Origin of the sequence: Lentzea cavernae, assembly GCF_014653695.1 — a bacterium.
GTDB classification, from domain to species: Bacteria; Actinomycetota; Actinomycetes; order Mycobacteriales; family Pseudonocardiaceae; genus Lentzea; species Lentzea cavernae.
This window is the reverse complement of record NZ_BNAR01000003.1, coordinates 163,722-177,339: the sequence shown is the minus strand read 5'-3', so window position 1 is coordinate 177,339 and position 13,618 is coordinate 163,722. Positions and strand designations below refer to the sequence as shown.

General features: G+C 68.4%; 9 protein-coding genes. 6 read left to right on the top strand and 3 right to left on the bottom strand.

Annotation, left to right across the window (positions count from 1 at the left end; translation table 11 throughout):
* Positions 1–4: 4 nt before the first annotated feature.
* Together IE307_RS10855 and pdhA are read right to left on the bottom strand one after the other, a co-directional pair.
* Positions 5–1,027, bottom strand: coding sequence for an alpha-ketoacid dehydrogenase subunit beta (locus tag IE307_RS10855; protein WP_191297779.1), 1,023 nt, complete (start codon positions 1,025–1,027; stop codon positions 5–7).
* Entirely contained in the window at positions 1,027–2,223 is a 1,197-nt protein-coding gene (gene pdhA, locus IE307_RS10850; protein WP_191297778.1) for a pyruvate dehydrogenase (acetyl-transferring) E1 component subunit alpha, read from the bottom strand. The genes IE307_RS10855 and pdhA overlap by 1 nt, the downstream gene beginning before the upstream one ends.
* A gap of 355 nt (positions 2,224–2,578) precedes the next feature.
* Between pdhA and IE307_RS10845 the strand changes: the two genes are divergently transcribed.
* A complete protein-coding gene (locus IE307_RS10845) occupies positions 2,579–3,997 on the top strand; it encodes a M20/M25/M40 family metallo-hydrolase (RefSeq protein ID WP_191297777.1) in 1,419 nt (472 codons plus the stop codon).
* Here IE307_RS10845 and IE307_RS10840 read toward each other — a convergent pair.
* Positions 3,948–6,008, bottom strand: coding sequence for a P-loop NTPase fold protein (locus tag IE307_RS10840; RefSeq protein ID WP_191297776.1), 2,061 nt, complete (start codon positions 6,006–6,008; stop codon positions 3,948–3,950). The genes IE307_RS10845 and IE307_RS10840 overlap by 50 nt on opposite strands.
* 136 nt (positions 6,009–6,144) lie before the next feature.
* Here IE307_RS10840 and IE307_RS10835 point away from each other — a divergent pair, with 136 nt between their 5' ends.
* The 5 genes from IE307_RS10835 to IE307_RS10815 all read left to right on the top strand — a co-directional run bounded on the left by IE307_RS10835 (position 6,145) and on the right by IE307_RS10815 (position 13,608).
* Positions 6,145–8,799, top strand: coding sequence for an MGH1-like glycoside hydrolase domain-containing protein (locus IE307_RS10835; RefSeq protein ID WP_229904606.1), 2,655 nt, complete (start codon positions 6,145–6,147; stop codon positions 8,797–8,799).
* A 241-nt stretch (positions 8,800–9,040) separates the two neighbouring features.
* Positions 9,041–9,859 carry a basic amino acid ABC transporter substrate-binding protein gene (locus tag IE307_RS10830; RefSeq protein WP_191297774.1) on the top strand — a complete coding sequence of 273 codons (819 nt, stop codon included), beginning with the start codon at positions 9,041–9,043 and terminating at the stop codon, positions 9,857–9,859.
* A 73-nt stretch (positions 9,860–9,932) separates the two neighbouring features.
* Positions 9,933–10,730, top strand: a complete 798-nt coding sequence (locus tag IE307_RS10825; protein WP_191297773.1) for an amino acid ABC transporter permease — start codon at positions 9,933–9,935, stop codon at positions 10,728–10,730.
* Entirely contained in the window at positions 10,727–11,494 is a 768-nt protein-coding gene (locus IE307_RS10820) for an amino acid ABC transporter ATP-binding protein (protein ID WP_191297772.1), read from the top strand. The genes IE307_RS10825 and IE307_RS10820 overlap by 4 nt, the downstream gene beginning before the upstream one ends.
* A 5-nt stretch (positions 11,495–11,499) precedes the next feature.
* Positions 11,500–13,608: a hypothetical protein gene (locus IE307_RS10815; protein WP_191297771.1), complete on the top strand. Its 2,109-nt coding sequence runs from the start codon at positions 11,500–11,502 to the stop codon at positions 13,606–13,608.
* Positions 13,609–13,618: the final 10 nt, after the last annotated feature.

The window sequence follows — 13,618 nt, the reverse complement described above, 5'->3', positions numbered from 1 at the left end:
CCCCTTACCAGGCGAGAGAGCGGTCGACGGCGTGCAGCACCCGGTCGAGGTCGGGGAGGAACTCCTCCTCGAGCTTCGACGGCGGGTACGGGGTGTCGAAACCGGTCACCCGCAGCACCGGAGCCTGCAAGGAGTAGAAGCACTCCTGCTGGACCTTGGCTGCAATCTCGCTGGCGATCGAGGACTCGGACGGCGCCTCGGACACGACGACGAGCCGGCCGGTGCGGCGCACCGACTCGAACACGGGCGCCAGGTCGAGCGGCGACAGCGTGCGCAGGTCGATGACCTCGAGCGACGTGCCGTCCTCGGCGGCCGCGTTGGCGGCGTCGAGGGACGTGCGGACCATCGGGCCGTACGCCACCAGCGTCGCGTCGGTGCCCTGACGCAGCACGCGCGACTCGAAGAGCTTGCCGGGCTGGGTCGTGGTGTCGACCTCGCCCTTCTCGTAGTACCGGCGCTTGGGCTCGAAGAACAGCACCGGATCGTCGCAGTCGATCGCCTGCTGGATCATCCAGTACGCGTCGGCCGGGTTGGAGCACGAGACGACCTTGAGGCCGGCGGTGTGCGCGAAGTACGACTCCGGGGACTCCGAGTGGTGCTCGACCGCACCGATGCCGCCGCCGAAGGGCACGCGGATCACGATGGGCATCTTGATCTTGCCCTGCGTCCGGTAGTGCAGCTTCGCGACCTGCGACACGATCTGGTCGAAGCCCGGGAAGATGAAGCCGTCGAACTGGATCTCGCACACCGGGCGGTAGCCGCGGATCGCGAGGCCGACGGCGGTGCCGATGATGCCGGACTCCGCGAGCGGCGTGTCGAGCACGCGCTGCTCACCGAAGTCCTTCTGCAGACCGTCGGTGATGCGGAAGACGCCGCCGAGCTTGCCGATGTCCTCGCCCATCATGATGACCTTGGGGTTGGCCTCCATGGCCGCCCGCAAGCCCATGTTCAGGGCCTTGGAGATCGTGAGCGTCTGCGGGGACGCCGGGGCGGCCGCCGTGGAACGGTCCATGGTCGGAGCAGCCATCAGTGCTCACCTCCAGCAAAACCCGAGACGTAGTCGAGGAATTCGTCGCGCTGAGCCTCGAGGTTGGGGTTCCCCTCGGCGTAGACGTTGCTGAAGATCCGTTCAGCGGGCGGGTCGGGCATGTTCGTGCAGAACTCCCGCAGCTCCTCGCCCAGCTTGTCCGCGTCGGCCTCGACGCCGTCGAAGAACTCGCTGTCGGCCCACTGCTGGCGCACCAGGTAGACCTTCACGCGCTCGATCGGGTCCTTGAGCTTCCACATCTCGAGCTCGTCCGACAGCCGGTAGCGCGTCGGGTCGTCGGAGGTGGTGTGCGCGTCCATCCGGTAGGTGAACGCCTCGATCAGGATCGGGCCGTTGCCGTGGCGGCACTCGTCCAGCGCCCACTTCGTGACGGCGAGCGTCGCGAGGACGTCGTTGCCGTCGACGCGGATGCCGGGGAAGCCGTAGCCGCGGGCGCGCTGGTAGAGCGGCAGGCGCGACTGGCGTTCGGTGGGCTCGGAGATGGCCCACTGGTTGTTCTGGCAGAAGAAGACGAGCGGCGCGTCGTAGACCGCGGCCCACACGAAGCCCTCGTGCACGTCACCCTGGCTGGTCGCGCCGTCGCCGAAGAAGCACATGGTGGCTTCTCCCTCGTCGTCGCCGACCTTGCCGTCGAACTTCTGGCCCATCGCGTACCCGGCCGCGTTGAGGACCTGGTTGCCGATGACGATCGTGTACGGGTGGAAGCGCTTCTCGACCGGGTCCCACGTGCCCTGGTCGGTGCCGCGGAAGATGCCGAGCAGCTCCGTCGGGTTGATCCCGCGCGTCCACGCGATGCCGTGCTCGCGGTAGCTCGGGAAGGCCATGTCCGTCTGGCGCATCGCGCGGCCGGCGCCGATCTGGGCCGCCTCCTGACCGAGCAGCGGCACCCAGATGCCGAGCTGGCCCTTGCGCTGCAACGCGTTCGCCTCGCGGTCGACCCGCCGGATCAGGACCATGTCGCGGTACAGACCGCGCAGCTCCTCCGGCGTGATGTCGATGTCGAAGTCGGGGTGGCTGACCCGCTCACCCTCGGGGGTGAGGAGCTGCACCAGGTCGGCACCGCCCTCGTCAGTCGCTCGCAAGCCTGCGATCACCTGTTCCGCTGTCGGTTTTGCGGCAGTGGCGGCCGGCGCTGCGTCCGGCTCAGGGTGCGTCCATTGCTCGGGGGACGACATGCGCCTTCTCCTCTGTCTACTCCGACCGCCTGATCGCTCGTGACGACCTCGTGCGGCGACGTCGGCGGTCGCCGCCAACCCTGTGGGGCCGGAGGCAGCCGTCGACGGTGACGGTGGCTTACGACCACATCCTGACACGGCCTCACCCGAGTTGGTGAGACCCGTCCCACTTCGTAACACACGAGTCAACGTTCTGATCAGCGACAACTGTCGGAAGTTCGACCTTTTGTCCTCCGACGGTTGTAGTCCGATTATCGGACAACGTTGTCCCGGTTACCGATCGTTAACTTAGCTCGAGGCCGTCCACAAGAGGCTACGGACGCGAGCGGAGCCGGAGTCGTGACAGGATCGAGAGGTGGACCGCTCAGTTGTGACCAGCACCGTCAGGACGCTCTGGGACGACGACATCGTCCCGAGCCTGTCTCAGCTCGTCGCCGTGCCGGCGATCTCGCCCGCGTTCGACCCCGCGTGGGAAGAACACGGAGAGTTGGCGGCCGCGATCGACCACGTGAAGGCGTGGATCGCCTCGCGGAACCTGCCGGGGGCCGGGCTCGACGTCGTCCAACTGGCGGGACGCACGCCGCTGCTGGTGGTGGACGTGCCCGCGTCCGGTAACTCGGGCGACGACACGGTGTTGCTCTACGGCCATCTCGACAAGCAGCCGCCGGTGGGCGGCTGGGGCGAGGGACTGGGTCCGTGGACCCCTGTCCTGCGTGACGGACGTCTCTACGGCCGTGGCGCGGCGGATGACGGTTACTCCGGATATGCCGCAATCGCCGCGATCGAGGCCGTGCGCGCGGCGGGCGGTTCGCACGCCCGGTGCGTCGTGCTGCTGGAGACCGGCGAGGAGTCGGGTTCGCCCGATCTGCCCGCTTACCTGGAGCACCTCTCCGAGCGCCTGGGCCAGGTGTCGCTCGTCGTCTGCCTGGACTCGGGCGGCTCCGACTACGACCGCATGTGGCTGACGACGTCGCTGCGCGGCCTGGTGCAGGTCACGGCCACCGTGCGGGTGCTCGACGGCGGCCTGCACTCGGGCATGGCGTCGGGCATCGTGCCGTCGTCGTTCCGGATCGCCCGCCAGCTCCTGGACCGGATCGAGGACTCGGAGACCGGCGAGATCCTCGTGCCGGAGATGCACGTCGAGATCCCGGCCGGACGGCTGGCCGAGGTCCGCGAGGCCGTCGAGGCCGCGCCGGGCGCGCTGTGGGACCCGGTCCCGCGCGTCGGCGACCTGCAGCCGATGTCGTCCGACGAGGTCGAGCTCGCCCTGAACTCCGGCTGGCGGCCGACCCTGTCCGTCACCGGCGCCGAGGGCCTGCCCCTGCCCGACGACGCGGGCAACGTGCTGCGCCCGTTCACCTCGTTGGTGCTGTCCTTCCGCCTGCCGCCGACGGCCTCCGCCTCGGCCGCGCTGGAGGCGGTGCGCGAGAAGCTCACCACCGACGTGCCCTACAACGCGACCGTGGAGCTCTCCCGCGTCGAGTCGGCCGACGGCTGGAACGCCCCTGAGCTGGCCCCTTGGCTCTCCGCCGTCCTCGACGAGGCGGGCAAGGAGATCTTCGGCGCGCCGTGGCGGACGGTGTCGCTCGGCGGCTCGATCCCGTTCATGGGGCTGCTGCACGAGGCGTACCCGGAGGCGCAGTTCGTGGTGACGGGAGTGATCGGGCCGGACTCGAACATGCACGTGCCCGACGAGTGGTTGCACCTCGCGCACGCGTCCCGGGTCACCGAGGCGATCGCCCTGGTGCTGGACGCGCAGGCGAAGCAGAGCTGAACTCCTCGAGCAGGGCCAGGCCCGTGGCCGGGTTGCTCCCCGCGTAGCGACGCGCTCTCGCGAGTGCGTCGACCTGCGCGGGGAGCACCTCGGTCAGGTCGTTGGTGAAGTGGTCGCGGACGACGGCGAGGAACGCGATCCGCGCCGCCGCCCTGTCCGCGAGATCACCGATCGCGGTGTGCTCCTTCGCGTAGGACGCCTGCACGCGTTCGCGCAGGACGTGCAGGTCCGGGTCGGGATCAGCGAGTACGCGCAGCAGTTTCGTCACGCCGTCGCGGTCGTCCAGCGCCGTGAGCGCGTCGCTCGTCGTCTTGCAGACGCGGTCCAGTTCGTCGGCGACCAGCTTCTCGGCCACGTCCGCCAGCAGGCTCCCGCGCGGCTGCCGGACGATCGCTCGGGCCGAGCGGGTGAGCTGCCGGGCGAGGCCTCCGGAGAACGCGTAGGCGAGCGCCACGAACACCTCCGGCAGGCCGTCCACCGACCTGCTGATCAGGCCGCGGGCGAGCTGGAAGTCCAGGTAGTCGACGCGGACGACCTCGTCGAACGAGCTGTCGAAGACGCTGCGCAACCCCATGCCCGCCAGCTCGAAGTCGTGCTGGGCCTCGGTCGACACGGACACCAGGTAGTAGCAGCCGGGCACGTCGAAGACGGCCTTGATCTCGTTGAGGAACCTGCGGGCCGGCTCGCCCGCGCCGATGCGGTCGATCTCGTCGACGGCGATCACCACGCGCACCGGGTCCAGCGTGCGGGCGACGTCGCGGACGAACGTGCGGAAGTCGTCCACCACCTCGGGGTACGTCGGCGGGCGGCCGGCCAGGCTGGTCGCGCGCTTGTGGGCGAGCTCCGCACCCCGGAAGCCGAACTTCCCGCTGGTCTCACCGGTCAGGGTCTGGACGTAGGCGATGTCGCGGAGACCGCGCTGCGCCGACCTGGCCAGCCGGCGCCTGTCGTCGTGCCGGACCCACCAGCGGCGCCGGACGACCTTGCGCTCGGTCTCGCGGAGGTGGGCGAGCACCGCGTGGCAGGCCCGCGCGTAGAGGTGCAGCACGAACTCCCGCGGGACGTAGTCGACCGGTGCCGCGACCAGCACGCTCAGGTCCGCGGCCTGGCCCTGCCCGCGGTAGGCGCCCTGGCAGAAGGCCCTCAGCAGGTTGGTCTTGCCGGAACCGCGCGGACCGGCGAGCGCGAAGCTGCCGCCGTCGAGCGTGCCGACCAGCTCGGCCAGCTCCCTGCCCGCCGGCACCGGCTGGTGGCTGATCAGCGAGCCGCCCCGGTGCAGGTTCCGCGCGTCGCCGAACGCCAGCGCGGTGCCCGGCACGACGCGGGTGCCGCCCAGCTCGGCTCGCAGTGCGGGCAGCACGCCGTCGTTGAGCATCGCCGACCGCCACTCCGCGAGCGCCTGGTCCGCCGCGACGAGCCTGCCGACGAGCATCGCCGGTGGCAGGACGACGTTGAGGACCTCGGTCAGGTGACCCACTCCCCAGACGAGCGCGAGGCTGAGCGGCACGGTGACGAGCAGCACGAGCCAGCCGGCTGCCACCACCGCGCCGACGTTCGCGATGAGCACGGAGAGGGAGACGCTGCCCTGCCCCGCGACCCCCCAGAACCACGCGACCGTCCTCCCGATCACGCCCGTGTACGAGATCCCGAACACCACCGCGGCGGTTCCGAGGCCGAACGCCGAGTTGCGGACAACGGGTATCGCCGGGTTGCCGTTGACCCCGTACTTGAACAACAGCACCCAAAGCACCCACACGGTCACCGGAATCACGACGAGCAGCAGGCAGCGCCACAGGAACGGGTGCTTCGTCGCGGAACGGGCCAGACCGCTCGCGCTCACGACGGCGAGCTCCGTGTAGCGGTCGTGCTGGGCGCGCGCCGAAGCGACGATCCACGGCTTGGCATCTCGCAGCACGGCCCGCAGCGCCTCGGGATCACCAGGCGGTTCCCCGTGCTCGCCCAGCCGCAGTGCCGCCTCCACGACCTGCTCGAAGACCTCGTCCTCGGTCATCCGTGCATCGTGCGCTCGTTCGGGCACGATCAAAATGAGCCGAACAGGTCACGCTCCACCCCGCCTCGAGTGAGCTAGGACTCAGCCGAGACGTGGCCCCGACCGGCCGTACGACCAGGTGTCCCACACTGGGCGGATGGTCGGAGAAGCGGAACGGGCACGCCTGGCGGAGTCGGACACCCCGACTTCGCCGTGGCGGCTGTGGGGGCCGTACCTGTCGGGTCGCCAGTGGGGCACGGTCCGCGAGGACTACTCGCCCGAGGGTGACGCGTGGGCCTCGTTCCCGTTCGACCACGCCCGTTCGCGCGCCTACCGGTGGGGCGAGGACGGCATCGCCGGCATCTGCGACGTGCACGGGTTCCTGAACTTCGCCGTCGCGCTGTGGAACGGCAGGGACCCGTTCCTCAAGGAGCGGTACTTCGGCCTCGCCAACGAAGAGGGCAACCACGGCGAGGACGTCAAGGAGCACTGGTGGGTGACCGACGGGACGCCCACCCACTCCTGGATGCAGGTCGTCTACCGGTACCCGCAGCGGGAGTTCCCGTACGAGCGGCTGCGGGAGATGGCGCGCAGCGCCGGGCGGGAGAACCGCGAGCCCGAACTGAGCGACACCGGCGTGCTCGACGAGAACCGGTTCTTCGACGTCCAGGTCACCTACGCGAAGGCGGACACGGACGACATCTGCGTAGAGATCAGCGCCACCAACCACGGTCCCGAGGACGCGCCGCTGCACCTGTTGCCGCAGCTGTGGTTCCGCAACACGTGGGCCTGGGGCCGGGACCAACGGCCGTGTCAGCTCGTTGCGAGCACCACGGCCGGACGCAAGGTCACGGCTGATCACGGCAACCTCGGCCGGTACACGCTGCACCTGGACGACCGGCCGTCGATGCTCATGACGGACAACGAGAGCAACGAGGTGGCGCTCTTCGGTGCCGGGCGCAACCCGTCGCCGTGGGTCAAGGACGGCATCTGCGACTACGTGGTGGGCGGCAGCACGACCACGTGCCAGGTCGCCGGGCCGGACGACGCGGGGACGGCGGGCACGAAGTTCGCCGCCTGGTACTCGTTCGACCCGGTCGAGCCGGGCGAGACGGTGACGGTCAGGCTGCGGCTCGTCGGCGGGGACGGGCACCTGGACCCGTTCGGGCCGAGCTTCGCCGAGACCATGACGAGCAGGAAGCTCGAGGCCGACGAGTTCCACGGCGCCATCGCCACGCAGACCAGCCGCGAGGAGAAGCACGTGCTGCGGCGCGCGCTCGCGGGTCTCATGTGGACGAAGCAGCACTACCGGTTCCGCACGCGCGACTGGCTGGACGGCGACCCGACCAAGCCCGAAGCGCCGTCGAGCAGGCGGACTGCCCGGGCGCGCAACGTGCACTGGCGGCACCTCGACGTCGCCGACGTCATCTCGATGCCGGACGAGTGGGAGTACCCGTGGTTCGCGGCGTGGGACCTGGCGTTCCACACCCTCCCGTTCACGCTGGTCGACCCGGCGTTCGCGAAGGAGCAGCTGCTGCTGTTCTGCCGTGAGTGGATGATGCACCCCAACGGCCAGATCCCCGCCTACGAGTGGGAGTTCGGCGACGTGAACCCGCCGGTGCACGCGTGGGCGGCGTTGCAGGTCTACCGCGCGGACGGCAGCAGGGACCGCGGGTTCCTCGCCAAGATCTTCCACAAGCTGCTGCTCAACTTCTCGTGGTGGGTCAACCGCAAGGACGCCGACGGCAGCTACCTGTTCGAGGGCGGGTTCCTCGGCATGGACAACATCGGGCCGGTCAACAGGTCGGAGCCGATGCTGGGCGAGTGGCGGCTGGAGCAGTCCGACGCCACGTCGTGGATGGCCGCGTACAGTCTGCACCTCATGCAGATCGCGCTGGAGCTGGCGCGGGACGACGAGTCCTATGAGGACGTCGCGACGAAGTTCGTCGAGCACTTCCTGTCGATCGCCGGGGCGTTCACGCACTTCGGGTCGCACGGCGGCGGGATCTGGCACGACGAGGACGGCTTCTGCTACGACCGCGTCTCGCGCCGCCGCCCGGACGGCGACGTCGAGTCCGAGCCGGTGCGCGTGCGGTCGATGGTCGGCCTGATCCCGTTGCTCGCGTCAGCAGTTCTGGAGCCGTGGGTGCTCAGCGAACTGCCCGGGTTCACGAGCCGGTTGGAGCACCTGCTCAAGCGCCGGCCTGAACTGCGGCAGTTCATCACCTTCCACTACGAGCGCGGCGCGTTCGTGTCGTTGCTCGACGAGGGCAAGCTCAAGCGCGTGCTGCACCGGATGCTCGACGAGCAGGAGTTCCTGTCACCGCACGGGATCCGCTCGCTCAGCGCCGCTCACCGCGAGGGCTTGGAGGTCAAGGTCGCCGGCCAGGACCACCGCATGGGCTACGAGCCTGGCGAGTCGCACACGCCGATGTTCGGCGGCAACTCCAACTGGCGCGGCCCGATCTGGCTGCCGACCAACGCGTTGCTGGTGGAGGCGCTGCGCACGGTCTGCGCGTTCCACGACGGCATGTTCCAGGTCGAGATGCCGACGCACTCCGGGCGCTGGGTCACGGCGGGTCAGGTCGCGGACGAGCTCTCGGACCGGCTCGTCGGGCTGTTCCTGCCCGACCACGACGGGCGCAGGCCGTCGGACGGCAAGCGGATCGAGTCGTCCGATTCACCTCTTTGGCGCAACCACGTCACCTTCAGCGAGTACTTCGACGGTGATACCGGGGAGGGTCTCGGCGCCACCCACCAAACGGGCTGGACCGCTCTCGTGGCAGGTCTGATGACCGAAAGAACACGCTGACCAGCACCGTCGTGATCAAATCCTGATCAAGGAAACGCTCGCGGATCGTAATTATCCGTGTGCAATACGTGAAGAAGTTGTGTGATCTGGACCAAACCGCGCAAGATTTTGTGATCGAAAAGCCGATTTGACGCAAAATCATTGCAAGGCAGTGGCCTGTAACACGCACGTGCTGTCCTCCACGTCACCCGAGTGGCAGGATCCCGTTCACTCGTCCGCGACAGTTACGAGGAGTGACGCAGTGGCTCGTCGACCCAGGCACGTGCTCGCCCTGCTGCCCGCAGCGGCCCTAGCGCTGACCGCGCTCGCCGGTTGCGCGACGAGCACCAACAGCGGTGGTGGAACGACCGACGGTGGCATCAAGCTTGTCAAGGAAGGCAAGCTCGTCACCTGCACCCACCTGTCCTACAAGCCGTTCCAGTACACCGACGGCGACAAGACCGTCGGCTTCGACGTCGATCTGGTCGACCTGATCGCCAAGGAACTCGGCGTCCAGCAGGAGATCTTCGACACCCAGTTCGAGACGATCACCTCCGGTGCGAGCTTCAACGCCAACCAGTGCGACCTCGCGGCCGCCGGTATGACGATCAAGGAAGAGCGCAAGCAGTCGATCGACTTCTCGGACCCGTACTTCGAGGCCTCGCAGGCGCTTCTGGTCAAGAAGGACTCGCCGATCAAGACGCTGGCGGACCTCAAGGGCAAGAAGATCGGTGTCCAGCTGGACACCACCGGTGAGATCTACGCCAACGAGAACAAGGCCGCCAACGGCTACGAGGTCATCCAGTACGAAGACCTCCCGCTGATGGAGACCGCGGTGCGCACCGGCGCCGTCGACGCCGCCATCAACGACAACGGCGTGCTCCTCGACTACGTCAAGGAGTTCCCGGACACCGCCGTGTCCGCCGAGTTCGACACGAACGAGCAGTACGGCATCGGCATCAAGAAGGGCAACACCGCCCTGGCCGAGAAGGTCAACGCCGTGCTGAAGAAGGCCAAGGACGACGGCGAGTACGACAAGATCTACGAGAAGTGGTTCGGCAAGAAGCCGGAGAAGAAGTAGCGATCTCGTGCTGACGGGGCGGCGGACGACGCCGCCCCGTTCGCGTTCCGAACCACATCCGCTAGGAGTCAGAATGGCGCTGTCGAAGCGCAAGCGGGCCGAATACTTCCGGTACTCGCAATACGCGCTGCTGGTCGTCATCGTTGTCGTGATCGCGTTCCTGGCCGACTGGGAACAGATCCGCACGGCGTTCTTCAACTTCAAGACGATGGGGGAGATGTTCCCCAACGTCATCACCGTCGCGTTGAAGAACACCCTCATCTACACCGCGCTCGGCTTCGCGTTCGGCCTCGCGCTGGGCCTCGTGCTCGCACTGATGAAGCTCTCGTCGATCGCGCCGTACCGCTGGATCGCGACCGTCTACATCGAGTTCTTCCGCGGCGTTCCGGCTCTGCTGGTGTTCATCGGTCTGGCGTTCGGCGTGCCGCTCGCGTTCCAGATCCAGTTCGACATCTACTCGACGGTCATGCTGGCGCTCGGCATCGTCGGTGCCGCCTACATGGCCGAGACGATCCGCGCCGGCATCCAGGCCGTGCCCAAGGGGCAGGTCGAGGCGGCCAGGTCGCTCGGCATGTCGCAGGGCCGCGCGATGATCACCATCGTGATCCCGCAGGCGTTCCGGATCATCCTGCCGCCGCTGACCAACGAGCTGATCCTGCTGACCAAGGACTCCTCGCTGATCTACATCATCGGCCTGGCGCGCGACCAGTACGAGCTGACGAAGTTCGGGCGGGAGACGCTGAGCCGCAGCCCGTCGCTCACCCCGATCCTCGTGGTCGGCCTCTGCTACCTGATCATCACGTTGCCTCTCGGGTACCTTTCGCGGTACCTGGAGCGCCGCTCCGGCGGGAAGAAGGTGTCCGTCCTGTGAGCGACATCAGTGTTGAGATCACCGGGCTGAAGAAGTCGTTCGGCTCGCTGGACGTCCTCAAGGGCATCGACGTCACGGTCAACCGCGGTGACGTGGTCTGCATCATCGGCCCGTCCGGTTCCGGCAAGTCGACGTTGCTGCGGTGCGTGAACCTGCTCGAGGAGCCGAACGACGGCAAGATCGTCGTCAACGGCGTCGAGCTGACCAACCCGGACGTCGACATCGACCTGGCGCGCACGAAGATCGGCATGGTCTTCCAGTCGTTCAACCTGTTCGCGCACCTGAACGTCCTCGCGAACCTCACGGTCGCGCAGCGCAAGGTGCTCAAGCGCAGCGAGAAGGAGGCGCAGGAGATCGCCCTGCGCAACCTCGACCGCGTCGGGTTGAAGGAGAAGGCCAACTCGATGCCGGCGCAGCTCTCCGGCGGCCAGCAGCAGCGCGTGGCGATCGCCCGCGCGCTGTCGATGGACCCGGACGTGATGCTGTTCGACGAGCCGACCTCGGCGCTGGACCCCGAGCTCGTCGGTGACGTGCTCGGCGTGATGCGCCAGCTCGCCGACGAGGGCATGACGATGCTGGTCGTGACGCACGAGATGCAGTTCGCCCGCGAGGTCGCCGACAAGGTGATCTTCATGGACGGCGGCTACATCGTCGAGGAGGGCCCGGCGGCCGAGGTGATCGGCGACCCGCAGGAGGCGCGCACCCAGGAGTTCCTGGCCCGCGTGCTCGACCCGACGCACCACGGCCCGAGCGACCCGGCCTAGGTCCGGTGGCCAGGGGGAAGGTCGCCGCGGCTGATGTTCTGCGGGGACTGTTGGGGGAGAACGAGAGTTCCAGTGGTGGCGGGTGGAGGTTGCCCCGGCGCAAGCCGAGCACCCCACCCGTCATCCGCGTGGTGGACCGGGTGGTCACCGACGTGCTCGACCTGCGCGCGGTCGAGGTCCCGTACGTGCTGGAGTTCGAGCGCTGCCAGTTCGAGGCGGCACCGGACCTGCGACAGGCCAACCTGGCGGGCATCTCGTTCAGCGACTGCGACCTGCCGGGGCTCGAAGCGCGGAACCTGAGCAGCAGCAACGACGTCTCGCTGCTCGACTGCCGGGTCTCCGGTCTCACCGACCTGACCGACGCCGAGATCGCGGGCTCGGTCCTGTTGCGGGAGACCAGGTTCAGCGTTCCCGGCGGGCTCTGCCTGCACGGCGACCGGCTGACGGTCGCGGGCGCGTTGCTCGGGTTCGGCATCATCACCGAGGGCGAGGTGCGGCTCGCGGGCGCGCGCATCGGCGGCAACGTCACCCTCGGCAGCGCGGTGCTGGAGAACGCCGACGGGTTCACGTTGAACGGCAACGGCATGCAGGTCGGCGGCAACCTGCTCGGCGCGTTCACCTCGCACGGGGTGGTGTTCCTGGCCAACGCCCGCATCAGCTCGACCTTGTCGTTGAGCGGCGCGGTGCTCTCCCGCGGCTCGGACTTCAAGGACACCAACGACCCGCACGCCGACCCGTCCGCGACGCTCATCCTCGACCGCGTGGACGTGTCGGGTGACCTGGAGCTCGACCGCGGTTTCACGAGCCAGGGCACGGTCCGCGCGGTGAACGCCCGCATCGGCGGCACGTTGTCGGTGGCAGAGGCCGTGCTGGACGCCGTCTCGCCTCCCGCCGTCGGCACCGATCCGACCGGCTCGGGCCGCGCGTTGCACGTCGACGGCGCGGAGATCGGCGGCGACGTCGTCGGACGCGGCGTGAAGATCAAGGGCCAGCTGCGCATGGTCGACACGCACGTGCGCGGCAGCATCACGATCGAACGGGCCACCGTGGACAACCCGGCCGCGGACGCCGTGCTGGCCAACCGCTCCCAGATCGGCAGCAACTTCGTGGTGCGCGAGTCGGACGTCTCCGGCGGCCTGGAACTGCGCGGCATCACCGTCGGTGCCAACCTCGACCTGCGCGGCAGCCGGTTGATCAAGCCGGGCAAGTACCGGCACCAGCCGCGCGAGAAGCCGTCGCTCGACATCGGCGGCGCCACGATCGGCCGTGACCTCATCTGCGCGCGCGGCGACAAGGAGTTCGTCGCGCACGGAGGCGTGCGGTGCCGTCGCGCGGTGATCGGCCGCATGGCGAACTTCAACGGCGCGGTGCTCGGCTACAAGCTCGACAGCCATGCGTTGAACGCCATGGGCATGCAGGTGCAGGAGCTGATGCTCAACGTCGTGTCGCCGCCCAAGGGCCTCGTGACGCTGCGACAGGCGCGTTGCACGTCGTTGGACGACAACGAGAACTTCTGGAACGCCACGGGTTTCATCGACCTCGACGACTTCCGCTACGACTCTCTCGCGTACCCCATCGACCTCCGCGACGACGACCAGGTGCAGCAACGGTTGCGCTGGCTGCGGCAGGCGATGCGGCGCAGCTACCACCCTCGTCCGTACGACCAGTTCGCCGAGATGCTGACGGCGGCCGGCAACGAGGAGCACGCCTCGACCGTGCTGATCGAGAAGCAACGCCTGCGGTACAAGGCGGTCGCGGAGGGCATGCGCTTCTTCGGGCCGTTGGTGCTGGTGTGGAGCTTCCTGCAACGGTCGATGGTCGGCTACGGCTACCGCCCGGCGCGTGCGCTCGGGTGGCTCATCGCGGCGTGGGTCGTGGGCAGCCTGTGGTTCCAGTTCAAGGGACCGCTGGTGGAGATCAACGACGACGACCACCTGCCGTGGAACGCGTGGCTCTACACGATCGACCTGGTGGTGCCGATCGTCGACTTCGGCAACAAGAACCGCTGGCAGACGCCGGGTGCGTCGCAGTGGATCGCGTCCGGGCTGATCGTGACGGGCTGGATCCTCGCCACGACCGTCGCGGCCGGTCTCACCCGGATGTTGAAGCGTTAGCTGGTTAAGC

Excerpts from the sequence above, each read along its gene's own strand:
- IE307_RS10840 (WP_191297776.1), bottom strand. The coding sequence starts at position 6,008 with ATGACCGAGGACGAGGTCTTCGAGCAGGTCGTGGAGGCGGCACTGCGG.
- IE307_RS10835 (WP_229904606.1), top strand. The coding sequence starts at position 6,145 with ATGGTCGGAGAAGCGGAACGGGCACGCCTGGCGGAGTCGGACACCCCG.
- IE307_RS10825 (WP_191297773.1), top strand. The coding sequence starts at position 9,933 with ATGGCGCTGTCGAAGCGCAAGCGGGCCGAATACTTCCGGTACTCGCAA.
- IE307_RS10855 (WP_191297779.1), bottom strand. The coding sequence starts at position 1,027 with ATGGCTGCTCCGACCATGGACCGTTCCACGGCGGCCGCCCCGGCGTCC.
- pdhA (WP_191297778.1), bottom strand. The coding sequence starts at position 2,223 with ATGTCGTCCCCCGAGCAATGGACGCACCCTGAGCCGGACGCAGCGCCG.